At 68.3% G+C, this 23,433-nt stretch carries 23 protein-coding genes; 12 read left to right on the top strand and 11 right to left on the bottom strand.

What is annotated here, in order from left to right; translation table 11 throughout:
* Positions 1–67: 67 nt before the first annotated feature.
* Entirely contained in the window at positions 68–1,258 is a 1,191-nt protein-coding gene (locus C4V41_RS06685) for an MFS transporter (protein ID WP_200823800.1), read from the bottom strand.
* Positions 1,259–1,336: 78 nt separating this feature from the next.
* Here C4V41_RS06685 and C4V41_RS06680 point away from each other — a divergent pair, with 78 nt between their 5' ends.
* Complete coding sequence (locus C4V41_RS06680; RefSeq protein WP_103954908.1) at positions 1,337–1,726, top strand: MerR family transcriptional regulator; 390 nt, start codon at positions 1,337–1,339, stop codon at positions 1,724–1,726.
* Between the two features lie 38 nt (positions 1,727–1,764).
* Here the strand turns inward: C4V41_RS06680 and C4V41_RS65265 are convergent, their stop codons facing one another.
* Positions 1,765–1,896, bottom strand: a complete 132-nt coding sequence (locus C4V41_RS65265) for a hypothetical protein (RefSeq protein ID WP_268808545.1) — start codon at positions 1,894–1,896, stop codon at positions 1,765–1,767.
* Positions 1,897–2,277: 381 nt separating this feature from the next.
* On the bottom strand, positions 2,278–2,790 hold the full coding sequence (locus tag C4V41_RS06675; protein WP_103954907.1) for a cupin domain-containing protein: 513 nt from the start codon (positions 2,788–2,790) through the stop codon (positions 2,278–2,280).
* A gap of 27 nt (positions 2,791–2,817) precedes the next feature.
* Between C4V41_RS06675 and C4V41_RS66035 the strand changes: the two genes are divergently transcribed.
* Together C4V41_RS66035 and C4V41_RS06670 are read left to right on the top strand one after the other, a co-directional pair.
* Positions 2,818–3,015 carry a putative leader peptide gene (locus tag C4V41_RS66035; RefSeq protein WP_407669931.1) on the top strand — a complete coding sequence of 66 codons (198 nt, stop codon included), beginning with the start codon at positions 2,818–2,820 and terminating at the stop codon, positions 3,013–3,015.
* 86 nt (positions 3,016–3,101) lie between these two features.
* Complete coding sequence (locus tag C4V41_RS06670) at positions 3,102–4,391, top strand: dicarboxylate/amino acid:cation symporter (RefSeq protein ID WP_235029946.1); 1,290 nt, start codon at positions 3,102–3,104, stop codon at positions 4,389–4,391.
* A 108-nt stretch (positions 4,392–4,499) separates the two neighbouring features.
* Here C4V41_RS06670 and C4V41_RS62760 read toward each other — a convergent pair whose 3' ends face one another.
* Positions 4,500–4,697 carry an integrase core domain-containing protein gene (locus C4V41_RS62760; protein WP_200823799.1) on the bottom strand — a complete coding sequence of 66 codons (198 nt, stop codon included), beginning with the start codon at positions 4,695–4,697 and terminating at the stop codon, positions 4,500–4,502.
* A 280-nt stretch (positions 4,698–4,977) separates the two neighbouring features.
* Between C4V41_RS62760 and C4V41_RS06660 the strand changes: the two genes are divergently transcribed.
* Both C4V41_RS06660 and fabD read left to right on the top strand, forming a co-directional pair.
* Positions 4,978–6,747 carry a polyketide synthase gene (locus C4V41_RS06660; protein ID WP_103954905.1) on the top strand — a complete coding sequence of 590 codons (1,770 nt, stop codon included), beginning with the start codon at positions 4,978–4,980 and terminating at the stop codon, positions 6,745–6,747.
* Positions 6,744–7,622, top strand: coding sequence for an ACP S-malonyltransferase (fabD, locus tag C4V41_RS06655; RefSeq protein ID WP_103954904.1), 879 nt, complete (start codon positions 6,744–6,746; stop codon positions 7,620–7,622). The genes C4V41_RS06660 and fabD overlap by 4 nt, the downstream gene beginning before the upstream one ends.
* On the opposite strand, the gene C4V41_RS06650 is transcribed toward fabD, so the two are convergent.
* A complete protein-coding gene (locus tag C4V41_RS06650; protein WP_103954903.1) occupies positions 7,608–8,387 on the bottom strand; it encodes an AfsR/SARP family transcriptional regulator in 780 nt (259 codons plus the stop codon). The genes fabD and C4V41_RS06650 overlap by 15 nt on opposite strands.
* Before the next feature lie 78 nt (positions 8,388–8,465).
* Between C4V41_RS06650 and fabG the strand changes: the two genes are divergently transcribed.
* The 5 genes from fabG to C4V41_RS06625 all read left to right on the top strand — a co-directional run bounded on the left by fabG (position 8,466) and on the right by C4V41_RS06625 (position 13,332).
* Positions 8,466–9,317 carry a 3-oxoacyl-ACP reductase FabG gene (gene fabG, locus C4V41_RS06645; protein ID WP_200823798.1) on the top strand — a complete coding sequence of 284 codons (852 nt, stop codon included), beginning with the start codon at positions 8,466–8,468 and terminating at the stop codon, positions 9,315–9,317.
* 91 nt (positions 9,318–9,408) lie between these two features.
* Positions 9,409–9,669 (top strand): acyl carrier protein, encoded by a 261-nt coding sequence (locus tag C4V41_RS06640; protein ID WP_103954901.1) that lies wholly within the window; start codon positions 9,409–9,411, stop codon positions 9,667–9,669.
* A complete protein-coding gene (locus C4V41_RS06635; RefSeq protein WP_103954900.1) occupies positions 9,666–11,489 on the top strand; it encodes an acyl-CoA dehydrogenase family protein in 1,824 nt (607 codons plus the stop codon). The genes C4V41_RS06640 and C4V41_RS06635 overlap by 4 nt, the downstream gene beginning before the upstream one ends.
* A 98-nt stretch (positions 11,490–11,587) precedes the next feature.
* A complete protein-coding gene (locus C4V41_RS06630) occupies positions 11,588–12,562 on the top strand; it encodes a beta-ketoacyl-ACP synthase III (RefSeq protein WP_103954899.1) in 975 nt (324 codons plus the stop codon).
* A gap of 380 nt (positions 12,563–12,942) precedes the next feature.
* Complete coding sequence (locus C4V41_RS06625) at positions 12,943–13,332, top strand: hypothetical protein (RefSeq protein WP_103954898.1); 390 nt, start codon at positions 12,943–12,945, stop codon at positions 13,330–13,332.
* 203 nt (positions 13,333–13,535) lie between these two features.
* On the opposite strand, the gene C4V41_RS06620 is transcribed toward C4V41_RS06625, so the two are convergent.
* The 4 genes from C4V41_RS06620 to C4V41_RS06605 form a co-directional block, all read right to left on the bottom strand.
* The gene (locus tag C4V41_RS06620; protein WP_146103568.1) at positions 13,536–16,283 is read right to left on the bottom strand and encodes a heparinase II/III family protein; all 2,748 of its coding nucleotides are present in this window, start codon (positions 16,281–16,283) and stop codon (positions 13,536–13,538) included.
* A 474-nt stretch (positions 16,284–16,757) separates the two neighbouring features.
* Positions 16,758–17,795: a CU044_5270 family protein gene (locus tag C4V41_RS06615; RefSeq protein ID WP_235030037.1), complete on the bottom strand. Its 1,038-nt coding sequence runs from the start codon at positions 17,793–17,795 to the stop codon at positions 16,758–16,760.
* A 23-nt stretch (positions 17,796–17,818) separates the two neighbouring features.
* Complete coding sequence (locus C4V41_RS06610) at positions 17,819–18,367, bottom strand: RNA polymerase sigma factor (RefSeq protein ID WP_103954895.1); 549 nt, start codon at positions 18,365–18,367, stop codon at positions 17,819–17,821.
* 785 nt (positions 18,368–19,152) lie between these two features.
* Positions 19,153–19,680, bottom strand: a complete 528-nt coding sequence (locus C4V41_RS06605) for a hypothetical protein (RefSeq protein ID WP_200823796.1) — start codon at positions 19,678–19,680, stop codon at positions 19,153–19,155.
* A gap of 403 nt (positions 19,681–20,083) precedes the next feature.
* Between C4V41_RS06605 and C4V41_RS06600 the strand changes: the two genes are divergently transcribed.
* Positions 20,084–20,299, top strand: coding sequence for a hypothetical protein (locus C4V41_RS06600; protein WP_103954894.1), 216 nt, complete (start codon positions 20,084–20,086; stop codon positions 20,297–20,299).
* Positions 20,300–20,420: 121 nt separating this feature from the next.
* Here C4V41_RS06600 and C4V41_RS06595 read toward each other — a convergent pair whose 3' ends face one another.
* Positions 20,421–21,605, bottom strand: a complete 1,185-nt coding sequence (locus tag C4V41_RS06595) for a DUF2786 domain-containing protein (RefSeq protein ID WP_146103567.1) — start codon at positions 21,603–21,605, stop codon at positions 20,421–20,423.
* A gap of 123 nt (positions 21,606–21,728) precedes the next feature.
* On the bottom strand, positions 21,729–23,084 hold the full coding sequence (locus tag C4V41_RS06590) for a YncE family protein (RefSeq protein WP_103954892.1): 1,356 nt from the start codon (positions 23,082–23,084) through the stop codon (positions 21,729–21,731).
* A gap of 152 nt (positions 23,085–23,236) precedes the next feature.
* Here C4V41_RS06590 and C4V41_RS61700 point away from each other — a divergent pair, with 152 nt between their 5' ends.
* Positions 23,237–23,401 carry a hypothetical protein gene (locus C4V41_RS61700; RefSeq protein ID WP_160150196.1) on the top strand — a complete coding sequence of 55 codons (165 nt, stop codon included), beginning with the start codon at positions 23,237–23,239 and terminating at the stop codon, positions 23,399–23,401.
* Positions 23,402–23,433: the final 32 nt, after the last annotated feature.

Here is a 23,433-nt window from a genome sequence, read left to right as displayed (position 1 = left end):
CGACCTCCCGAGCTCCTGGAGCGATCTGGATCGCGTGCACGGCGACCTCCCTTGCGGGGTGAAGGGGTCAGGCGGCGATGGAAACTTCGGGTTCGGCGTCCCGCGCCGGCGTCCGTGTCCGGGGCAGGACGAGGTAGGTGAGGGCCAAGCCGATCAGGCTCAGCACCGCGCCCGCCAGGCCGGTCCAGCGCAGAGCGCCGGCGGCGACGATGGCGCCGCCGACGACCGAGCCGGCTGCCGCGCCGAGGTTGAAGGCACCCACGTTGGCGGCCACGGCCAGGGTCGGAGCGGCGCCCGCGTGGTGCAGGATCAGTCCCTGCAGCGGGGCGATGGTCGCGGTGGCGAGCAGGCCGAGCACCAGGACCACGACCACGGCCGTGGGCTGCCACACCGCGGCGAACGGGATGAGCAAGAGCGTCCCCGTCAGCCCGCCGAAGACCCCACGTACGGTTGCGCTCATCGACCTGTCGGTCAGCCTTCCGGCGGTGAGGTTGCCGAGGAAACTCCCCGCGCCGTAGGCGAGCAGCAGACCGGAGACCGCCGCGGTGGAGAAACCGGATACACGGGTCAGCAGCGGGGCGATGTAGGTGAACACCGTGGCGACCCCGGAGAAGCCCACCGCGGTGGTGACGATGGCGAGCAGGACCGGCCGACGCGTCACCACGCGTACCTCGTCACGCAGTCGGGTGGTCGGCGCCTCCTGCCGGGGCAGCACCGCGGCCAGGAGCACGACGCCCGCCAGAGACAGAGCGGTCAGCACGGCGAACGGAGCCCGCCACCCAGCGCTCTGCCCGAGCAGCGCCCCCAGAGGTACCCCGAGGAGCGTGGCCACGGTGAAGCCGGACGCGACAGTGGCGATGGCCGAGCCCGTCTTCTCGGACGGGACCACCCGGGTGGCCGTCACCAGCGCCAGGGCCAGGAAGACGGCGTGGCTGAGCGAGGACACTACGCGGCCCACCAGGAGCAGGCCGAACGAAGGCGCCACGGCACTGATCGCGCTACCCGCCGCGAACAGTAGCATCAGGCCGATGGCGAGCCCCTTGCGCGGCAGTCGCGCGGTCAGCAGCGCCATGACGGGCCCTCCGGCCACCACCCCGAGCGCGTACGCGGTCACCGCTTGTCCCGCGGTTCCCACGGAGACGTCCAGATCGGCTCCGACCTGGGGTAGCAGCCCGGCGATCAGATACTCCGAGGTACCCACGACAAAGACACTCGCGCACAATGCCGCAAGCGTCGCGAACCCCTTGTTCACGTTCATGCCGCACACGCTAAAGTCTCATATCGGTATGAGAGTCAAGGCGGGCGGCAATGTCCGCCCGGCCATCAGGAGGTCCTCGTGCGCATCGGCGAGCTGTCCCGGCGGACCGGCGTGGCCGTGCACCTGCTGCGCTATTACGAGGAGCAGGGTCTGCTCCACCCGCAGCGGCGCCCCAGCGGTTACCGGGAATACGTCGAAGAGGATGTTGCCATCGTCCGCCGCATTCGTAGCCTGCTGGCTGCCGGCCTGAGCACCTCGACGATCACCACGGTTCTGCCGTGCCTGCGGGACACCGGCGACCGTCTCGTCCCCACCTGCTCAGACCTGCTCGCCGACCTTTACCAGGAGCGCGACCGCATCGCTCAGGCCATCACCGACCTTCAGAACTCGATGGACGCACTCAACGGCGTCATCGCCGCAGCCCCGGCCGACGTCACTCGCCGGGCACTGACCGCACTCGGCGCGTGACGAAGTGGTTCTCATGAATGGCCGATTCCGCGAGAAGATCACCAGCGCGCCTCGCCGATGCCGGCCTGCAGCGTCGGCGCGTCGAGGCTGACGCCGCCGCCGGAGGAGGTGCGCTCGACGAAGCCGTCGCGGGTGCTCCAGGTGCTGGAAGGCGTCGCCGCGATGATCATCCTGCACCGCACGGCTGCTGGCCGCGCTGGTGCTGACGCTGACCCCGATCACCGTGGCGATCAATCGGGACAACAACCCCGACGCGCTGCTGGCGGCGGCGGCCTGCGCGCCAACGCGAGGGCAGAGCTGATCCCTTGAGGTTGTCGCTCGGGGAGAAAGTCTGCGAGGGGTGAGCGTGCGAGGTCGCCGCCAGGACGGCGACGGGGGAAGATGCCGTCCTGCAGATGGCGGTGCCGTGCTGTTCCGCCGGTACTGCCTGACCGAGCCGGAGCCCGGGATGCGGCAATGGTCGCAGAGCCTGGTGGACGGGCCGGCCCCGGCGGCGGGGTAATGACTTGGGCCGTCCGGCCCGTGCTCGACCTGACCGCTGGTGATCTCGATCAGCCGACGCCGAGCGCCTCCCGCAGCCCCGGGCTCGGTGGCGAGGCCTCGTCAGGGGAGCCGGGCGTACGTCGCAGGAACCCGTCCACCACCTCGTAGTGTCCGATGCCGCGCAGTGGTGGCGAGTAGACGTGGATCGTGATCGCGCCCGCCTGGTGATCCATCCGGTGGATGCCGGTTCCGGGGAAGGAGAACGACTCGCCCGCTCCGTAGACCCCGGCCCGCCGCGCGCCTCCGATGGGAAGCCCTTCGTTGGAGACTCTTCCTGCCAGGACGTGCACGCCGACCGCCGATCCGTCGTGGTCGTGGAAGCCGGTGTCGCGAGCCTCCCACCAGGTGTTGAGCCATGCGATGGAGTGCTCGTCCGACCACAGCAGCACGTATCCTCCGGGCCCGCCGCGCGGTAGCTCGCCGATGTCGACGAGCTCTGCGGCCCGGCGGGCGAGTTCGGCGCACTCCTCCGGTTCGTACGGCCGGTGGGTGGTGGCGAGGGCGGCGAGATCGGTGCCCATAATCCCTACTTTCTCTACTAGAAAGATATGGAAAAGCTAGCACAAGATCGCCCGCAGCGTGTGTCCCAAATTTCCGATCGGGAAAGTCTTGATTTGGGAAGGAGATCACTCTTACAGTCGGGATGCCAACCCATTCGTACGACTTACTGGCCGTTTCTGCCTGTGTGGCCCATTGAGCGACCGCACATCGATCTCTGCCGTCTGACCGGCTCCCTCTGCCACTGACCGCGCTCGGATGTAGCGCCCGCCCCTCACTCACCCCCTTCTCGCATGCCCTCCCAGGCATGCGCCCTTTCGGAGCCTTCCTCATCGTGAAGAGATTCTCTTTCTCCCTGCAGTTGCTGCTGGGCCTGGTCCTGGGGGTCGCCCTCGGCTTCGCCGCCCGCGTCTGGGACCTCGCCTGGCTCGCCGCCACCCTCACCGAAGTCGGAGCGATCTTCGTCCAGCTGCTCAAGCTGGCGGTGCCGCCGCTGGTGTTCGCCGCCGTCGTGGTCAGCGTCGCCAACCTGCGCAACGTCAACGGCGCGGCCAGGCTGGCGGGCAAGACGTTGTTCTGGTTCCTGGCCACCGCGCTGATCGCCGTCATCGTCGGCATCGGCCTCGGCCTGATCATCAATCCCGGTCAGGGCGTTGCCCTGAGCACGGCGGGTGCGAAGGCGCCCGAGCACGTCGGATCCTGGGTCGACTTCCTCACCGGCATCATCCCGACGAACATCGTCACGGCGTTCACCGAACTCAATGTCCTCCAGATCGTCTTCCTGGGGGTCGTGCTCGGCGCCGCGGCCCTGGCGGTCGGCGAGAAGGCCGAGCCGTTCCTCACCTTCAGCCGCTCGGTCCTCGAACTGGTGCAGAAGGCGCTGTGGTGGGTCATCCGCCTGGCGCCCATCGGTACGGCGGGCCTGATCGGCAAGGCCGTCTCCACGTACGGCTGGGACCTGCTCGCGCCGCTGGCCAAGCTCAGCCTCGGCGTCTATATCGGCTGCTTCATCGTCCTGCTGGCCGTCTACCCGGCGCTGCTCGCGCTGGTCGGCAAGGTCAACCCGATCGCGTTCTTCCGCAACGCCTGGCCCGCGATCGAGCTGGCCTTCGTCTCGCGCTCGTCGGTCGGCACGCTGCCGCTGACGCAGAAGGTCACGATCGAGCGCCTCGGCGTCGATCGCGACTACGCCTCGTTCGCGGTGCCGTTCGGCGCCACCACCAAGATGGACGGCTGCGCCTCGATCTACCCGGCGCTGGCGGCGATCTTCGTGGCCCAGGTGTTCGGCGTGTCGCTCGGGGTGGGCGACTACCTGCTGATCGCGTTCGTCTCGGTGGTCGGCTCGGCCGCCACGGCGGGTTTGACGGGCGCGACCGTCATGCTGACCCTGACGCTCAGCACGCTGGGCCTGCCCCTGGAGGGCGTCGGCCTGCTGCTGGCCATCGACCCGATCCTCGACATGATCAGGACCGCCACCAACGTCGCCGGCCAGATCGTGGTGCCGGTCCTCGTCGCGCGCGGCGAGGGACGTATCGACGAGGCGGTGCTCAACGCTCCTCCGCAGCCGCTCGACGAGGGCCCGGTGAGCGCGCCGCGCCCCTCCGGCGAACCGGCGCTCGCATAACCTCCTCACCCGCACGATCGGACGGGCCGCCCCGTCCGATCGTGTTCCGCCGTTCGCTCCGAGCACCCGGGGCGGCGTCCTCGCAGGCGTTGCCGGCCGTCGAGAGGCTTACGCCGAAGGTACGGATCGCACAGGGACGTCCACCGCGACGACCAGAGATCCATAGTCCACGCTGAACTCCGCTGCCCGGTGCTCGTTCGAGTGGATCAGATACCCCTGGGCCAGGTGGTGTTCATTGAGGATCAGGATCCGGTCCAGGAGTTCGCGGCGCAGGGTGCTGATGACGCGCTCGCAGATGGCGTTCATCCGAGTTCCATGAAGCTGTCCTGGTCGACCAGCGTCTCCACTCTCGACCTCGCCTCGGTGATGAGGGTCATTCGGCGATCTCCGTACGGTCGGGCCATTCGTAATACGAGGCCAGGGCTACGAGCACCACGCCTTCGCTGACACCGCTGCTGACACGTGGGGTGGCCAGATGGTTGGGTGGCCGGTCAGCCGATGCGGCGAGACTGGGACCGGCTATGGGGCGGCGGGTTCGCCGGGCGCACGTTCCGTAGACATCCCCGCGAACGGAAGGCACTCACAGATGACGACCACCGCCCTCCCTGTCGCCGTGATCGGCATGTCGGCCCGCGTACCGGGTGCCGACGACGCCGAGGCGTTCTGGGACCTGCTCCTGGAGGGCCGGACGACCATGGAGCCCGTCACCGGTGATCGGATGATGGGGTTCCGTCCGGAGCTGGCCGGCGTCGAGAAGCCGTGGGCTTCCCTTCTGGACGACATCGACGGCTTCGACGCGGAGCTGTTCGGCATCTCGCCCCGGATGGCCGCATGGCTGGACCCGCAGCAGCGCCTGCTGCTCGAAGCGAGCTGGCACGCGTTCGAGAGCGCCGCGACGGTGCCCGAGACGCTGGCCGGGAGCGACACGGCCGTCTTCGTCTCGACCACCGCCCACGACTGGCGTCAGCGCATGGCCGACGTGGGTGCCGTGGATCGCTACTCCGCGCTCGGACTTCTGCAGACCTTCCTGGCAAACCGCATCTCCTACCAGTACGACCTGCGCGGCCCCAGCATCACTCTCGACACCGCCTGCTCCGGGGGCCTCACCGCCGTCGGCATGGCGGTCTCCGGCCTGCGTGCGGGGGATTACCGCTGCGCGGTCGTCGCCAGCGCCAACCACTTCCTGCACGGTTACATGCATGCCGTGATGATGCGGTTCGGAGCGCTGTCGCCGACCGGCCAGGCGGCCAGTTTCGACGCCTCCGCCGACGGCTACGTACGAGGCGAAGGTGCGTTCTGTTTCGTGCTCAAACGCCTGGACGATGCCCTCGCCGACGGTGACCCCGTACACGCCGTCATTCGCGGCTGCCGGCTCAACCACGACGGGCGCTCCGGGGGCATGGTTCTGACCGACCCTGAAGGGCAGTCCACGCTCGTCGGCGGTGCTCTCGCCCAGGCCGGCCTGAACCTGGCCGACATCGGATACATCGAGGCTCACGCGGCCGGGACCCAGCTCGGTGACTCCCACGAGGTCAAGGGCCTGCTCCGGCTCATGGAGTCGTTGCCCGGCGGCGCCCGGAAACGGATCAACGGGCCCGAAGGGAGGCTCTGGCTCGGATCGGTCAAAGCCAACATCGGGCACCTGGAAGGCTCGGCCGGGGCCGCCGGCCTCGCCAAGGCCATCCTCGTACTGCGGCACCGGGCCATACCGCCGACACCCGGATTCCGCCGCCTCAACCACCGCATCGACCTGACCGACATCCCGATCGCGATCGCCGAGCGGACGGCCGACTGGCCCGATTCCGGTCAAGGGCCGCGACGGGCCGGAGTGAACTCGTTCGGAGTAGGAGGCGCCAACGCGCACGTGGTGCTCGAGGAGCCCGGACCCCGGCCCGTCCGGGAGCAGCCGCCCGTGCGGACGACGATGCCGGTCCCACTGAGCACCGCCACCGAGGAGGCGATGCCCGTACTCGCCGCAAGGCTGGAGGCACTGCTTTCCCGGCCCGGCGCACCCGCCTTCGACGCCGTCGCCCACACCTTGCAGAACGGACGAGCCCAGCTCCCGATACGGCGGGTGCTCCTCGCACGCGACAACGCCGAACTGGCCGTCGCGGCGTCGGCGCTGGCGCGCGGAGCCGCGAACGAAGCCGTGCTCGTTCCGGACCAGACCTGCGAGGCTTTCCCCGCGGCGCAGACCTGGCTGAACGGCGGCCCCGCCGACTGGGCCGACCAGTGGCAGGGGGCTCCGCCCCCGGCCCGGATACCGCTGGTCCCCTACCCGTTCCAGCACCGCCATCTGCCCGCGTTCACCCCTGACGACCTGCCGGAAGGCCAGACGGGAAGGCCGCGACGATGAGCGAGACGGTGGTCATGTTCCCCGGGCAGGGCGTTCAGGAGGCCGGCATGGGCCGGGAACTGTTCGACGAATACCCCGACCTGACGGCCGAGGCCGACGAGATCCTCGGATACTCGGTGCGCAGACTGTGCCACGACAACCCTGACGGGCTGCTGGACGACACCCTTTACACCCAGCCCGCCGTGTACGTCGTCAACGCTCTGGAGTACCGCCACTGGCGTGGGACGGCGGGTGAGCCCGACGGGGCACTCGGTCACAGCCTGGGCGAGTACAACGCACTGGAGGCCGCCGGCGCTCTCACTTTTGGCACCGGTCTGCGGCTGGTCCAGGCCCGTGCCCAGCTGACCGGTGCGGTGCGCGGTGCGATGACGGTCGTGCTCGGCCTGGACGAGGAACGGATCCGCCACGTGCTCGCCGCGAACCACCACGAAGATGTCGAGATCGTCAACTTCAACACGCCCACACAGTTGGTCCTGGCCGGCCCGCCGGACTCGATCGGCGCGGCGGAAGTGGCCCTTGACGCCGCCGGAGCGGCCAGCGTCAGGCGGCTCGCGGTGAGCGGCCCCTTCCATTCGTCCCACATGGCGCGGGCGGCCACCGAGTTCGCGGCGCGATTCCGGCACATCGGCGTCGAAGAGCCGCGCTTCCCCGTGATCGCCAATCTGACCGCCCGCCCGCACCGTCGCGAGGAGATCATGCGTTCCCTCGCCGCGCACATCGATCATCCCGTGCGCTGGGCCGACTCGATCCGGTGGATCCTGGAACGCCATCCCCGGGCTACGTTCGAGGCGATGGGGAAGGCTCGCATCCTCATTCGCATGCTGAAACGAATCCGGTCCGAGCTCTCCCTGACGGCCGGCTCAGCCCGCGGCTAGACGGTGCTCATCGCACGGGCTCCACAGCGCCGGATCGTGCCGCAGGATCTGGGTCATCCTCTGGTGCAATCTGGGTGACGGATCCACTCCCAGCGACTCCGACAACCTGCTGCGAGCCTGCTCGAAAGCCGCCAGAGCCTCACCTTGCCGGCCGGAACGGTACAGGGCGAGCATCAACTGCTCGTAGAACTTCTCCTGAAACGGGTGTGCCACCACCAGTTGCCTCAGCTCACCCACCGATTGCCGATGCTGGCCGAGCTCCAGGCTGGCGTCCATGAGCATCTCAAGGGTCGCCAGCCTGGTCTCCTCGAGACGTACCTTCGCCATCTGGCCGAGTGCGCCGAGCTGATGACCTGGGAAGGGGCTGCCCAGCCAGAGCGCGAGCGCCTGACGCGCATGCTCCACGACGGCGACGGGGCCAGCGGGCCAGTGCCGCCGGCAGGCCTCCGCAAGATGGGTGAACCTCGTAATGTCGAGCGACGACTCGTCGATCGTGAGCACATAGCCCGGATACTGTGTGGACAGGCCGACCGGCGCCCAGCCGGTCAGGGTCTTACGCAGCCGTGAGACCTGGGCGTGCAGCGAGTTGGCGGTGCCCGGGCAGGGATCTTCGCCCCAGAGCTCCGCGCTGATCTGGTCGATGGACAACACGCTGTTGGCGTTCACCAGGAAAGCGATCAGCAGTCGCGCTCTCCGGCAGGGCTGGATGACGATTTCGGAATCACCCATGCAGACCATGAAAGTGCCCAGGCAGCGGACGTACATATCAGTCCTCGGGTGAGGTGGACGAAAACATCAGCTTGCGCCCGCGCCCCCTCCAGATGGCAGAAAGTGTTCCGACGGGTGGAACAGGCGCCGGGTGTCAGCCCGCATGTAAGGCACGGCGTCAGTCATGCCGACCACCATGTTCTCCATTCCGCTCCCGGCTCCGCGATGACAATGGAAAGGAAGGCTTACATGACCGAGCGACCTCGCGCCCTGGTCACCGGCTTTTCCCGTGGGATCGGCCGGGCGATCGCGCTGCGACTCGCCCAAGACGGCTATGACATCGCCGGCTGCTCCCGGCATGCCGGCGACGAGGCCGAACATAGCCGGGCCGCGATCGGGCGGCACGGCGCCACCTGCCACGCGGCCGCATGCGATGTCAGCGATCTCACGGCCGTCGAGGAATTCGTCCGCGAAGCGGAAGACGCCATCGGTCCCATCACCCACGTCGTGAACAACGCCGGCATCCTGCGCGACCATCCCATTGTCCTCATGTCACAAGACGACTGGCGAGAGGTCATCGACGCCGACCTGACCGGCGTCTGGAACATGTGCCGGGCCATGGCCCTGCGGTTCGTGAAACGCCGGGCCGGCGTCATCGTCAACATCTCCTCCGCCGTGGGAGTCCTCGGAGGCGAAGGGCAGTGCAATTACTCCGCCGCGAAAGCCGGGGTCATCGGCCTGAGCCTCTCCTTGGCGAAAGAACTCGGCCCCCGGGGTATCCGTGTGAACGCGGTCGCCCCCGGCCTGGTCGAGACCACCATGATCTCGGACATGCCGGGAAAGGCCCGCGACCGCGTCCTGGAAAGAACCTCGCTGCGCCGGATCGGCACCCCGGACGACATCGCCGGCGCTGTCGCCTTCCTGTTGTCCGACGACGCCGCGTACGTCACCGGACACGTCCTGCGGGTCGACGGGGGCCTCGCCTGACGACGGGCGCCAGCTGTTCCGCCCCACGGAACAGCGAATTGTCTCCCGCTCGCCACCCACGGAAGGTGAAAGCACACAGAAAGGAGCAACAATGGCAAACGCCTACGAACAGCTACACGAAGTACTGGTCACCAAGTTCAATGTGTCCTCGGACGACCTCCAGCCGGAGACCACCTTCGAGGCGCTGGACCTCGACTCACTGGCCATCGTCGAAGTAGCCGTATCCCTGCAGGAGCGGCTCGGCGTACCCATCGAAGAGGAAGAGTTCGCCACCCCCGAGACCACCCTGCGGCAAGCTGCCGACCAGGTGGACGCCAAGGCCAACGGAACCGGCGAGGGTGCGGTGACGTGAGCAGCGGCTCGCCGGCCGTGTCCATCTCGCGCGCCGGGACGGACGCGGCGGCCCATCCGGACCTGCTGAGGCTGGTCTACGCAGGCTCCTTTCACAAGCTCCACGACGAGCCGCGGCAGGCCATGCTGGATTCCATCTTCGATCCGCGCGAGAACCTGACGGCCGCGCAGGCCTGCGACCTGGCGTACGAGCGCGCCGATCATCTCCGCAAGCGACTCGCGATCCCCGCTGACATCGCCCACGACCCTCTCCGGCTGTTCGCGATCACGGAGTGGGCATGCCTCCTCGACGGCACGACACAAGCGGTGCTGTCCATCCACTACGCCGTCTGCCTCGGCAGCATCCTCGCCCACGGCCGCGAGCGTACGGATCTCACTGATCATCTTGAGGCCCTGGGCTCGATGCGGTCCGTGGGTCTCTACCTCGCCACCGAACTCGGCTACGGGAACAACGTCGTGGCGCTGGAGACCGAGGCGGTCTACGACCACGCGACCGGGGAGTTCATCCTGCGTACTCCCCGTCCCCAGGCGCAGAAATTCATGCCCAACACCGTTCCCGGCGCCTTTCCCAAACTCGCCGTCGTCATGGCCCGCCTCAAAGTGGCGGGCACCGACGAAGGCGTCTTCCCTTTTATCGTCCGCATCAGCGACCGCGACGGGCCACGCCCCGGGATCCGGGTACGCAGTCTGCCGGAAAAGCCCGGCCTCAGCCTCGACAACGGGCTCACCTCGTTCGACGACGTACGCCTTCCCCGGCGCGCTCTGCTGTCCGGCGCCATCGGCACCCTGCGCCCGGACGGCGTCTTCGAAGCCACCGTCCGCGGCCGTCAGTCGCGATTTCTGCGCGCGATCGAACCCATTGCGACCGGACGGGTGGTTTTGACGGCCGCATTGCTCGCCTGTGCCCGCGCCGCCGTCTTCGTGGCAGTCCGCTACGCCTGTCAGCGCCGGACGTTCGCACCAGGGCGACAGGACGTCCCCATCATCGAATACCGCAGCCACCAGCGCGAACTGTTCGGCGCCCTGGCCACCGCCTACGTGATGACGTCGCTGGTCAACGAGACCAAGCGGCAGTTCACCGCCCCTCACAAGGAACCGGGCGAACACCGGCTGGACGATCTGATCGCGGTCGCCAAAGCGGTCGCCACCTGGTCGGCCTCCGACGTGATCCACACGTGCCGGGAGCGATGTGGCGCACAGGGAATGTTCTCGGTCAACCGTATCGCCGACTACGTCGGCATCGCCCAGGGAGTCGTCACCGCCGAAGGGGACAACGTCGTCATCCTCACCAAGGCCGCCACCCACCTGATGCAACGCTCATCAGGCGCCTCGTCCGCCCCTGGCCAAGGTGATCTGCTCGACCCCTATTACCTGCTCGACCTCCTCGCACACCGTGAGACATCACTGCGGAACGACACCAGTAGCCGATTCGGGAACCGGATGGTGCACGAAGACACCCGCTTCGACGCCTGGAACCAGGTGGTCAACCCCGTACTCGACTTCGCCCGCACCCACGGTGCCCGGATCTCGCTGCAGTGGTTCCTCCGCGATATAGAGACACTGAGCGAGGACGCGTCAGTACGGCAAGCGCTGCGCCGTCTCGCCGTGCTGTACGGACTCATGGAGATCCACCGCGAAGCCGGCTGGTTCCTCGCCCGCGGCGCCGTCACCGCATCGCAGGTGACAAGCCTGCCGGCGCTCATCGACCAGACCTGTGCCGACATCCTGCCCGACGCGGTCATGCTCGCCGAGGGGTTCGGCATCACCAACGACGTCCTGCGCACCGCGATCGCAGACGACTACGTCGCCTACTTCGCCTGAGGGGACGCCAAGTCGCCCCTTCGCCGCGTCGGCCGCCACAGCCCTTCCGCGCTCGATCGTGTGCGCGGCCATACTGACGCCTATCCGAACGGAATGACATGACGACCCCCAGCCACCGCGCTCCCGGCCATATCACGGCAGGCTCGCGCATCATCGCGCTCGGCCACTACCAGCCCACGGAAGTCCTCGGCAACGAGGAAGTCGGCGAACGCGCCGGCGTGCAACCGGAATGGATCGCCAAACGCACCGGCATTCGCCAGCGGCACGTCTCACCTAGCGAGGAGACCGTGACCGACATGGCGGTCAAAGCCGCTGAACATGCCTTGGCGTCCACGGACGACGCCACCGACATCGACACCCTGATCGTGGCGACCTCCACTGCCGCCTCCACGATTCCCAGCACCGCCGCCCAGGTGGCCTCCGAGCTGGGCCTGGCGAACCCGGCCGCCTTCGATCTCAACACCGCCTGCTCCGGCTTCTGCTACGCGCTCGCATGCGCCGACGCGCTCATCCGAAGCGGAACCTCCCGCAAGGTGCTCGTGATCGCGGCCGATCAGTCGACCTCCTGGCTGGACTGGAACGACCGCGAAACCGCCATCCTGTTCGGCGACGGCGCCGGAGCCGCTCTCGTCGCTCCCAGTACCACCCCGGACATCGGGCCCGTCGTGTGGGGAAGCATGGGAGAAAAGGCCGACGCCATCGAGATCAACGCCGACGACCAATTCATCCACCAGAAGGGCCGAGCCGTCTTCCGCTGGGCCAGCGATCTCGGCACCGTGGCGAGAGAGATCTGCGAGGCCGCGGGCGTGGCCCCCGAGCGACTCGCCGCGTTCGTACCCCATCAAGCGAACACCCGCATCATCGACGCCCTCGCCGAGGACCTCGGCGTCCCGCCCGGCAAAGTCGCCAAGGACGTCACCCACTCGGGCAACACGATCGCCGCGTCCATCCCCCTCGCGCTGTCCCGCATGGCGGCCGACAACGATCTTCCGACCGATGAGCCGATCCTCCTCTTCGGGTTCGGTGCCGGACTCGCCTACGCGGGCCAAATCGTGACCCTCCGAGCTTCGTAGCGGGCCCTCCACTCGGATCAGCGCCGAGCCCGAAACTGCCGCCCGGCAAAGGGGTGCGCCGGGTAAAGCCGCAGGCACCCTCGGCCAGTCGACCGCCGCTCATCGTGGGTTCCGCCACAGGGCACGCTCTGGCACACGGTTCCGAGAGGGCTTCGTCGGTTCAACGGCGCTGCGCAGTGCTGAAGCATGCGGCCGCCCTCCTGCGACGGCCGGACCCGGCTCGCGATATCGCCCCGGGAACCGGCAGGTCGGACACATCGATGTCGTGTCCAGGATGCCAGGCACGACGTGGGGACCGAATCGGACCTGCCTTTACTCTATTTTGGTGTTGTCGGTAAGGTGGCACGTCAAGATCTACTGGACTCTCTCGAGGTTGAGGTATGAACCCCAAGAAGCTCGCATCCGTCCTGCTCGGCTCCGCTGCCACAGCGGCCCTGTTGCTGGCCCCGGCAACGGCCGCCTCCGCGCAGGCTCAGGTCGGCGCGGCCACGACGGCAGTCGAGCGCGACAGCGTCGGCTGCTCCAAGCCCAGCGGCAAGCGGGCCAACTTCTCCTGGGGCGAGGGCAACACGAGCGCGACCATCTACTTCAACAACCACTGCAGTCACAGGCTCAGCGTCAAGATCACGTTCGTACGTAAGGGCTCGGTCGGCGACAAGGCATCCAAGGCCCGCTGCATGACGGTCAACGCCAAGACCCAGGGCAAGAAGAAGTTCTACGCCGCCGCCTACAAGCCGTTCTCCGTGACCCGGGTCGCGCGCTGTAGCTGACGTACGAGCCGTCCGGCTCCACAAGGCTGCCAGGCTGGTCACCGCGGTGACCAGCCTGGCAGACCGCGGATCTTCGAGGGCGGTCTCGGGCTGGTCATGCGGGAAAACGGCGCTCCTCCCTGGCCGGGGCATGATCGCCAAGGACGCCGGCGGGCAAGTGGTTCCAGCCCTGCGCCGTACCCGCACCTCGACGATCCGGGCCTTCAGGCGGCCGCGTAGATGAGCGCGCCTTCGCGTTGGAAGGGAACGGCCTTGCCGTTGAGGATCACCTTGGCGGCATTCGGCGCCGCGATCGCGATGGCCTTGGCCGGGTCGGTGCTCGCGGTCAGCCCGCTGCCGTCGATGCGTACGGTCCCGTCCCCGCCGAACGTCACGGCCAGGTCCTTGACCGCGGCCGGTGCTTTGACCAGGGTCGCGCCGGCACGTTCGACCGACGAGCCGTCGACCATCACGATCGTCCCGGCGTCGGCGTAGAGCAACTTGCCGTCGAAGGTGTAGGACCCGAACGTGCGCGGCGTCTTCGCGGTCCAGGACTTGTAGTAGACCGCCGTGTCGTTCAGGCTCAGGGCCGTCGCCTCGTACGGCTGGGCGGCGGCGACCGGGAGGCGTTCCACCGTCGCCGAGGTGTCGGCTGCGCCCTTGGACGGCAGCAGGAGGGTGTCGAAGGTCGTCTGGCCGGGGGCCGTCTTGACGTAGGAGGCGTACTTCGCGTTCTCCACCGCGTAGAAGCGCGGCGCGTAGTAGCCGTCGCGCAGGGTGGAGGCGACCTCGGCCGGGTCGGCGGGGACGATCGCGAGGTTCGCGCCCGTGGCGAAGGCGGTGGTCGTGGCCTCCGTCCCGGAGCGGATCGAGGGGTTGGCGTCCGCGGCGAAGTGCCAGTTCTGCTCGTAGCGGTGCTGCTTGACGGTGTCCACCGGCTTGAGCCGGTCGGAGACCACCCACAGGCCCGAGTGCAGCGACAGGACGGATCGTTCGTGGCGAGCACCGGCGGAGCTCTCGGTGTTGGCGCCGATCACGTCGAAAGCGGGGTTGGTGATCAGATGCGAGATCCCGCCCGCCGCCGTCGAGGTCTGCGGCTGGTCGTCGATCTCGATCGTGCTGTGCGCCTCTGTGGTCAGGCGCAGCCACTTCGCGCGGGCGTCCGTGCTGTAGGTGAAGGTGCCCATGTCGGGCAGGAGCGGCCGGCCGTACGCATAGGCGGTGATCGCCAGCTCGTCAGGGTGGCTGTGGTTGCCGCGGTCGGCGTTGATCCGGAGATGGGAGTCGTCGGCGGTCCAGCCGGAGCGGGAGATCGCGACCCGGGTGTCCGGGTAGAGCGCGGAGGTGTGCGCCGGCTTCTCGCCCGACTTGCCGGAAGTGCCGACGTAGAGGAGCTCGGGGTCGTCGAGCAGTTCGCCCAGCTTCTCGAAGGTGCTGCGCAGGTCGAGGGAATCGCTGTCGCCGTAGGCCGGGCCGTACCCGCTGGGATAGCTCTGGTCCATGAGGAAGCGGCTCAGCTGCCGCAGCTTGGCGGTGGCGGTGAACGTGATGCCGTTGCGCCGCATGAAGGCGACGACGTCCACGTACTGTCTGAGGTAGCCCCGCAGGTACGCGTCCGTGGACTCCTTGTAGCCACCGTCGGCGTAGGTCGAGTCGTTGAGCTGGGCCGAGAGGAAGTCGGCGGCGTTGGTCCGCCACGCGGGCGCGACGCGGAACTCCGGGAAGTAGACGGAGGCGTGCAGCAGTGTGATCTTCTGTGACTGCATCTTGTTCGGCGTGCCGTTGACGTTCACCTGCAGATAGAGGCCGGCCCGGTTCATCGTCTTGAGGATCGCGGCGTTGGCCTCGGGGGTCAGCGACGGGCTCTTGCGCAGGATCTCGTACGCCGCGATCCAGTTGTGCAGGCGGCGCGCGGCGTGCAGGTTGCCCGGATAGGAACCGGCGCCCTGGTCGGCGTCATAGACGTCGGCGTCCTTGATGAAGTCGGTCATCAGGCCGATGAGCGTGCGTGCGTGCTGCTCGTTGCCGGTCTTCTGGTACTCCAGTGCCAGCGGGCCGGCGAAATAGAAGCGGGGGAGTTGGTAGAGGTATTCATTGTCGGCGCCGTCGGGGAGCTTCCAGTCGAAGCCGCCGGGGTCGCCCTCCCAGGAGAACGTGTTCTGTACGGTGTTCGTCCAGGTGCGGGTGGCTTCGTCGAAGGTCTCGGCGTTGCCGTACAGCATGATGTCCTTGGCCGTCTCGGCCGTGCCGGTCAGCGTGAGCTCCGCCTTCTTCACGCCGGCGACGCCTCCGAGGTCGAACCCCAGGTACGCCTTGCGCGTCTCGCCGGTGAACGGCCCCAGGCCCTGGTCGCTGACCTGCATGTAGTACTTGGTGCCGTACACGCTGCCCGGGTGGGCCTGCCAGATGTAGGTGTCGTGCGTGGGGTGCAGGGTCTTCACCGAGCCGTCGGCCAGGGTCAGGCGGAGGGTGGGCTTGCCCGACCCCTTGCTCCTGCTGTTGATGAGGGCGATGACCGCGTCCTTGTGGCGGCTCATCAGGAAGAACCCGGGCTTGCCGCTGGCGATGCTGCTCGTGACGTCCGCGGTGACCGTCTTTTCCCCCGGGCCGAAGGTCAGCGTCTTGACGTAGACCTCGCCCGATCCCAGCGTCCAGATGTGGCTGGGCGTCAACTCGAGCACGCCCGGCCAGGTCGTGTGCGAGAAGCCGCCCGCCTCGATGGCCGGGCGCGCGCGGTAATAGTCCAGCAGCCGCTGCTTGGCCAGCGCGTAGTTGCCCGCCTTCACCGCGCTCTCCACGGGCTTCAGGCCCGCGTGCGCATAGTTCAGTCGCGGTCCCACCGTCCAGGCGCCGGCGCTCCACCTGCCGAAGAAGCCCGCGTCGGACAACGCGGCCGCGGCGGCCGGAGGGGCCGGCACCAGGAACGCGGCGACCAGCATCAGGACGGCGAGTCGCCGCCACGAGGGAGACATGCACGCCAAAGTAGTGGTGCGCGGTATGTCCGCGGTATGCCGGACGCAGGAGGCCAGGCGAAGATCGTCGAGGTCCATCGCCAGGTTGCGAGCCTGCTGTACCGCCCACGCCCCGGCCGGGTGTGCGATCACTGATCGCGTGGGCTTGGTAGGTCGGAAACTGTCGCCAGGCCGGCCCGGCCCGGTAGGGCGCCGGATCGATGCCGGCCTGCAGAATCTCCCAAACCGTGGAGGCCCCAGGCGGGCCGACTCGCCTGGGGTTCTCCGGTGCCCCCAGGTCGGGTTCTCCCGCGCCATCCGCACGATCAATGCCAGCGGGTGCCGAGTCGCCCCCGGCATCAGGTCCACGCTGCTCCTCACGGCCATCGGATCGCTCGCCTCGTTCGCCTGACGTACGGGGGCGGCGCCAGAGGGTGGCTGGTACGCCTCTGGCGCCGACTTCGCCATCAGACAGGAGGGCCGGCCCGGTGGCCTTCACTCAGTTGAGGGCGGGGATGGCTTGGTATCGGTCCAGCCGGACTCCAGCACCACTTCGACCACGTCATTGACTGCGACGGCCAGCACCTTGGAGGTGTCGGGGTCGACGATCAGCCTGCTCCGGGGGGTTCGGTCCCCCTGGATCAGGAAGGTCACGGCGATACCTGAGCGCCCTCGCGGGTCGGTGGCCGGGCCTTCGACCCGTACCGCGGGCATCGTCGCCAGCGCCTGGTAGGCGGCGCTGCGCACCTTGGGAGAGGCGGGCAGTTCGTACAGGAGCGAGGCCAAGGTGCGCGGCAGGGCGTCCTGCGCCGGAGCGACGCCGTTGTCTCTGCGGATCGCCTCAAGGGCCCGCTTCTTCAGCGCTTCAGGATCGGCGGGCAGCGCCTCGATCTCCTTCAGGGTCAGGGGCATGGCACTCCAGTGGAGTTTCTGCTCTCCCCTGAGCCGGCTGAGTGTGCCCTCGCCGGGCGAGGTGGAGTAAGGGGGGCCGGGGTCCCTCCCTACCGGCCATTCGGTCGGCGAGCCGTCGCGGCGCCAGGCGTCCAGGTCCAGGGGGCGCGCCGCCAGCTGCCTGCGGCCGATCCAGGTCCGGCCGTCCTTGGCCACCCACTTCTCCGAGAGACTGGAGGTTTCCAGGTGGTAGGTGTTGCCCTCCTTGCCGTACGGCCCAGGCCGCGATCCTGCGTACAACGTCTTGAGGTGCCAGTAGGCCCCTTCAGGGGCGGCTTCGGCCTTGGCGGCGGCGGCCAGCAGGATCGAGGCGCCCGACAGGGAGGTGCCGCCGGGGGAGGGCACCGCCGTGGGGGTGACCTGACCGAGGAATATCGCCGTTGCGCCCGCAGCCGCGACAAGCCCGACGACACCCGCTCGCCATGGCAGGCGCCGGACACGCTGGGGGCGGGCAAGGCGTGGTCGGGGGGCGGCTGTGGCGGGGTCCTCAGTTGTGATCAAGGTCAGCAGCGTTTGTGCCTCCGCGTCGGAGGGGTGGCCTCCTGGCTGTCCCGGCGCGACCCGGGCCAGCGACCTCGTCATGGCGTCGATCTCGTCGGCGTTCTTCACAGCGACCTCTCCGCCGGCGCAAGCCGGCTTTCCGGCGTTGAACAGATGCCCGCTTCGGTCAGCGCGCGGGAAAAGCGCCGGCGAGCGCGGTGGAGTCTGACGCGTACGACGTTGCGCGACAGGCCCAGCGCCGTGGCGATGCCCTTGGGGTCGAGGCCCTCCCAGGCGACCAGCGCCAGCAATTCCCGGTCATCGTCGGTCAGGGTCCGAAATATCTGGGTGATCGCCTCCCGTTCGAGCCTGCTCTCGGGGGAGTCGGCGTACCGGTCGGCCATCCTTACATCGAGCTCGGCACTGCGGGCCTTGCGGCGGCCCTCGCTACGGTGGTGGTTGGCCAGCACGTTGCGTGCCACGCCGTAGAGCCACAACGTGGCTTCTTCCCCTGACGGCAGATCGTCCATCCGCCGCCAGGCGATCGTGAAGGTCTCCGCGACCACGTCCGCGGCATCCTGCGGTGAGTCGCAGCGGCGTACGGCATACGCTGTGATCTGGCCATATGTCTCCCGGTAGACGGCCTCGAATCTGGCCAGCCGTTCGTCATCCACGGGCGGTTCCCATGAGCGATTCCTTAGTCAGCACGAAATACAGACATGCCTCCTATGTGTGGAGCGAGCTCATCATTACGCGCCGGCTCAAAGAAGTTCGGCGTGGTGGTGACGCAGCGGCGTGCCCTCGGGTTCTCGGAAACGCTCGATCGCGAGAGAAGATCGCCAGGCGGCCCCGGGCGCTATTGAGCTACGCGTCCTGAGCTGCGGTTATGTGGCGTGGTGGGATTCGCTGATCATGCCGGCGACGACGGGTTTTCGGCGGACGATCCGCTGGTCGTTGAGGTTGGTCAGGTACTTCTGGAGCACACGGGCCAGGCGGCGTTCATCCTCGGTGTCTGGCCTCCAACACGATCGTGTGCCGCTTGCGCCTTTCCAGGAGGAGCAGTATCCCTCAGCCGCCGGCCGCGATGCCCGGCGGGCCGTAGTACACCGGTTCGAAGTAGTCCTCGGAGAACTTGTTCAGTTCGAGGGTGTTCGGGTCCATGCCGAGCAGCGCGCCGTTGAAATCTCCCAGACGGTGGAGGGCGCGACCTTGGTACCGAAAGCCGTGAGTTCGCCGTGATGACGGATTCTCGTTGACCAGCCACAAACGAGCGCGCGAACGGAGCGCACAGTAGGCGGCCGTCCGGGCGGATGAGTGGCCGGAGCCCGCGCAGGGCGTCGCGCGGCAGCGAGGTCAGGAGAGCCGCAAGGAAGGCCCGGTCCTCCGGGACGAAAAGGGCCAGGAAAGCCTGTACGGATGACTTATCGGCAGGGTTAGCGGTGATGCCGAGCAAGCATCTCTAGTACTTGCGGCAGTCGTGCTTGGCGAGAACCAGCGACATTCCGGCGACCCGGTTGTCCTTGTAGGACAGGTAGAAGAGGTAATAAGCCTTCTTGTTGCCCGGCACGCCGGCAGTGGGGAAGCCTCCCGGGCCGCGCCGCAGGTCGGGGTAGGCGGCTTTGAGCTGCGCCTTGGTGGAGCCGAAGCGGATGCCCTTGGGCGTTTTCATGCCGGCGTGCGCGACGATCATGGTGAGCCCGTACCTCTTGGATATGATCGCCCCAACCTGGTATTCGCCGTACGGCTTCTCCTTCAGGTCCCAGCCCGTGCACCCGGCGTGGTCTCCCGCTGGTTTGCGGACGACCGTGCCGGTCGCCTTGGCCTTCGTGGCGCTCATGCCGAGCTTCAGGCTGCCATATCCGTACGGCCCCAGCGTGGCCTTTTGAGCGGCGAGCGCGGGGGGCGCGACGGCGATCGACGTGACTGCTCCCGCCACCGCCACTGCCAGCACCGTGCGTCCGATTCGGTAGACGTTCGATTTGTTCATGGCCCGTCCTCTTGATCGACTCAATCGAGCGGATCACTCTAGCAACGGCCCGGCCCGGCTTCGGCAATTCGGCGGAACTCCCGCTCTCAAGACGCTATGAGCAGGGCCCCGGCGGTCTTGGGCTCTGATGCGGTACGGCCTGGCGGAGGGTTCCCCTTCCTGCTCAAAACGGACAGAGGCAGTAAGCGGGTGTGAAGCTCTGTGCTGAGGGGTGTGGCAAGGAGGCATCCTCCACGGGCTCGCGAACGAGCTGTTTCAGCACGTGGACGAGGCAGAAGCTGCCGATATCGGACCGGGCCCGCACAGAGAAGCCGGGACCGGATACCAAGAAAGTCGTTTGAGGATGACAGGTCTCGGCAGTCGGTGAGACTGTAAAGGGCAAGGCGACCTGCTGGAGGAGATCGTGGAGCACCCCGAGCTGAACACGGACAGGATCCTCGCCGCCGTCCGGGACCACGGATTCGCAGCCTATGACGTCCTGGTCAAGGAGTTCCCGTCAGACCTGGTGATCGCAGAGTTCACGAACGCGGCCAGGTCGGGCTTCACCACCTTCGGTGTAGGCGTACACCTGGCGTCGTTGACGGACAAGGGACGCAAGCGTCTCGACTCCCTCGCGTAATAGTCTGCGGAGTTCTGAGTATTCTGCAGGTCGCTGGAATGCCACCTGCAGAAAATCGAGCACGTCGACCGTCCGTGTCGTCGAGTCCTTGGACGGCTACCGCCAGGGACACTTGCAGGCGCTATCGTTCTCGCGCCCCGAGGTTGGCCTGATCGGCGGCGGTACGGCCGGCCGCCCAGCCCTCCCGGTCCCAGGACGTGCGGATCGCGTGCGAGACCAGGTCCGGGAACATGCGCTCGACCGCCTGCTCCACCTCCTGTTCGCGGGCCGCCAGCACCGGCACCAGGTCGGTGCCCCGGTCGGCGCTCTCCTGCGAGACCGCACCCGCCGTGGCCGCGGCGAGCCGCTCCCCGATCCGGGAGGCGAACGCCGACAGGAACGACTGGCGGAACGTCTTACTCCTCGACCGGCCGGTGCCGTGCTTCTTGGTGCCCGAGTTCACCAGCGCGGTCTGCGCCTGCACCAGCAGCGAGGTGAACAGCACCTCCACCCAGGACAGGTCCGCCCAGAACCCCAGCACGGTGGCGAACCCCAGCTCCTTCGACCAGATCACCCGGCACCTGTTGGCCTCGGCGACGAGGTTGAGCAGCACGGCCTTGGGCTGCTCGTACGGCGCGTCGATGCCGACCCGGATGCCCGCCGGGGCCTCACCTCCGCCTGGCTGTGCGTCCAGCATCGCCGCGTCGATGCTGTACTTCGCCATCAAGCTCTGCGCCGCCGACGTGAACGTCTCCGCCTCCGCCTCGTACGTCGTCGACTCCGCCTTGGCGAGCAGCGCCCGTACCCGCGCGAACGTCTTCTCGCTGACCGCGTGCGGGCGTGCCCGGACCGTACGGCGAGCGGCCCCGGGCCGCGGGCTCAACGACTCCAGCCGCGGCAGCCCGGTCAGCAACCCCAGCAGCTCCAGCCCACCGGAGACGGTCACCAGCCGGCCGGCCCCGTCGCGCGCCTGCCGAGCCGCCAGGTAGTCGCCCTTCCACCACACCGCGGCCTCGAGGCCGGCGAGCTGGTCGCGCCAGCGCTCATCCACCGTGGCCGGCGCGTAGGCCCGCATCTCCCAGGCGATGAGGTCGGCCGCCACCCGCCCGTGCCAGTCGGTCAGCCGCCTGGCCGCGATCCTGACCACGTCGGCGGGCTGCCAGCCGTTCCGCCACAAACCCTCGATCGCACGGGTCGCAACCTCCACCAGCACGCGATCGGCGTCGTCCCGGTCGGCCAGGAAGGCGGCGGCGGAGTCGAAGGCCGCCTCATCCTCGCGGGCAAGGGCCTCCATCGCCGCGCCGATCAGCTCATTAGCCTTACTCACCCGTGCCGTCCACCTCAAAGAAAGTCCGCCAGAACCCTACCGCGACGGAGCCTCGTCCCCTGCTCGGCATCCATCGGGCTCTACGGCGCCGGTCGGCTCCATGGCCGGGCAGACGGCGCCTGACTACGGCCCGTCCGTGGTGAGGGTGGATCTCTGCCTGACCGTCACGGTGACGGAGGCGCTGGTTCGGCGGTGGTGGTCGTCGCCGTCCCAGAACACCAAGTAGGTCACCTGACCGGTGTCCGGCGGCGTGTCCTCGAAAGTGAATGTGCCGTTCTGCTGCGTCGTCACGCCGGTGAGCGGCTCTTTCGTCCCGTTGAGCAGATGACGGGTGACCGTGAGCGGCTTGAGCCCGAGCGCCTTGCCGTCGGAGCCGGTGAGCCGTCCCTCGACGGTGACCGGCGAGCCGATGTACGCGCGCGCCGGGGCCGTCACCGTCAGACTGGATGCCGGCAGCGCGACGCCCGTCACCCGCCACAGCAGCAGCCGGTCCGCGGAGCTCCGCAGCAGCACGAAGACGTCCGGGCCGGAGAACGCGACGCCGTTCGGGAGCAGTTCGGCGTCCGGCTGGTCGGCCGCGAACATCGCCTCGCCGGTCGCGACGTCGTAGACCGTGAGGTCGGTGCTGCCCCACTGGCGTCCCGCGGCGACGTAGGCGTCGCCCGAGCCGAGCGCCACGGCCGACGGATATCCGTACCAGTCGTCGTCGTCGCCGTAGGTGCCGGTCGGCACCAGAGTCCTGGTGTCGTACCTGGTGAAGTGACCGGGGGTGTCGGCCGCGGAGAACAGGGTGGTGCCGTCGGCGGTCAAGGCGAGGTCGCTCAGGTAGTGCATGTCCCACTCATCGCCGTCGATCGTGCCGCGTAGCTCCGGGGTGCCGTCGCCGACGTCGTAGACCAGCATGTCAGTGCGGTGCAGGTGGGCCTGGCCGACCACGAGCGTGTCGCCGGCGGCCGAGAGCACGGGAGCGCGCAGGTGCTCGCCCCCGACCGCCACCGGCACCGGTCTGGCCGCGCTCAAATCCAGGCCGACGACGCCGCCAGGGCCGATGTCGCACCCGTGCCCTACCCACAGCCGCTCGCCCAGCAACGCCAGTGTGGACGGGCACAGGTGGGCCAGGTCGATCCGCCGGGTGACGGCGAGGCTCGCGGTCTCGATCTCGACCACCTCGTTCGAGCCGGCGAGCGCCGCGTACAGGCGGGTGTCGTCCGCGTTCATGGCCAGCCCGCGGACGCCGGACAGGCCGGTGACCGCGCCGGTGAGGTTTCCGCCGGTGTCGGTCACGATGATCCGGTCGTCGGCGCGCACGAACACCCGGCCGCCACCGACGGCCAGGTCGGCGGTCCAGGAGTCGGCCACCCCGAGGTCGGTCGTGGTGCCGGCCGCCGAGGCGGCGGGGGCCGCGACAGTGAGCAGGCCGATGATCAGGCCGGCGGCGCCGCAGTAAGCGGCTAATCGGCGAACCAGTGGGTGACGCACAAAGACCTCCTGCACGAATGGGAACAGACGTTCTAATAACGTCTTATGTGCGCTCCCACGTCAAGATCGGCTGGTCGCACGACACCAAACCGTGATCAAGGATGTGGGTGCCGAATGTCCGTACGGGTCCGGCCGGCGAAGGTGTTGGCGAGTTGCGCCACCTGAACGTGCTGGAGCAACCCGGCCCGCCGCTGACCCTGAGCCGGCTGATCGGCACGCTCCCACTGTTCGGCCTGATCGCGCGGATCGCGGTGGTCTGGCGCCGCACCCGAAGGACCGCCGCCGGCGCGGGCGCGCTGCCTCCTCTCCTGAACTGATACGAGGACGTACGGCATATCCGCGCACCCAT

The organism is Nonomuraea solani (assembly GCF_900108335.1).
GTDB lineage: Bacteria > Actinomycetota > Actinomycetes > Streptosporangiales > Streptosporangiaceae > Nonomuraea > Nonomuraea solani.
Note: the sequence above shows the minus strand (reverse complement) of the source record. Positions and strands in the feature narration are given on the sequence as shown.

Excerpts from the sequence above, each read along its gene's own strand:
- C4V41_RS06685 (WP_200823800.1), bottom strand. The coding sequence starts at position 1,258 with ATGAACGTGAACAAGGGGTTCGCGACGCTTGCGGCATTGTGCGCGAGT.
- C4V41_RS65265 (WP_268808545.1), bottom strand. The coding sequence starts at position 1,896 with ATGATCATCGCGGCGACGCCTTCCAGCACCTGGAGCACCCGCGACGGC.
- C4V41_RS06675 (WP_103954907.1), bottom strand. The coding sequence starts at position 2,790 with ATGGGCACCGATCTCGCCGCCCTCGCCACCACCCACCGGCCGTACGAA.
- C4V41_RS66035 (WP_407669931.1), top strand. The coding sequence starts at position 2,818 with ATGGAAAAGCTAGCACAAGATCGCCCGCAGCGTGTGTCCCAAATTTCC.
- C4V41_RS62760 (WP_200823799.1), bottom strand. The coding sequence starts at position 4,697 with ATGAACGCCATCTGCGAGCGCGTCATCAGCACCCTGCGCCGCGAACTC.
- C4V41_RS06660 (WP_103954905.1), top strand. The coding sequence starts at position 4,978 with ATGACGACCACCGCCCTCCCTGTCGCCGTGATCGGCATGTCGGCCCGC.
- fabD (WP_103954904.1), top strand. The coding sequence starts at position 6,744 with ATGAGCGAGACGGTGGTCATGTTCCCCGGGCAGGGCGTTCAGGAGGCC.
- C4V41_RS06650 (WP_103954903.1), bottom strand. The coding sequence starts at position 8,387 with ATGTACGTCCGCTGCCTGGGCACTTTCATGGTCTGCATGGGTGATTCC.
- C4V41_RS06640 (WP_103954901.1), top strand. The coding sequence starts at position 9,409 with ATGGCAAACGCCTACGAACAGCTACACGAAGTACTGGTCACCAAGTTC.
- C4V41_RS06630 (WP_103954899.1), top strand. The coding sequence starts at position 11,588 with ATGACGACCCCCAGCCACCGCGCTCCCGGCCATATCACGGCAGGCTCG.
- C4V41_RS06625 (WP_103954898.1), top strand. The coding sequence starts at position 12,943 with ATGAACCCCAAGAAGCTCGCATCCGTCCTGCTCGGCTCCGCTGCCACA.
- C4V41_RS06620 (WP_146103568.1), bottom strand. The coding sequence starts at position 16,283 with ATGTCTCCCTCGTGGCGGCGACTCGCCGTCCTGATGCTGGTCGCCGCG.
- C4V41_RS06615 (WP_235030037.1), bottom strand. The coding sequence starts at position 17,795 with ATGACGAGGTCGCTGGCCCGGGTCGCGCCGGGACAGCCAGGAGGCCAC.
- C4V41_RS06605 (WP_200823796.1), bottom strand. The coding sequence starts at position 19,680 with ATGAACAAATCGAACGTCTACCGAATCGGACGCACGGTGCTGGCAGTG.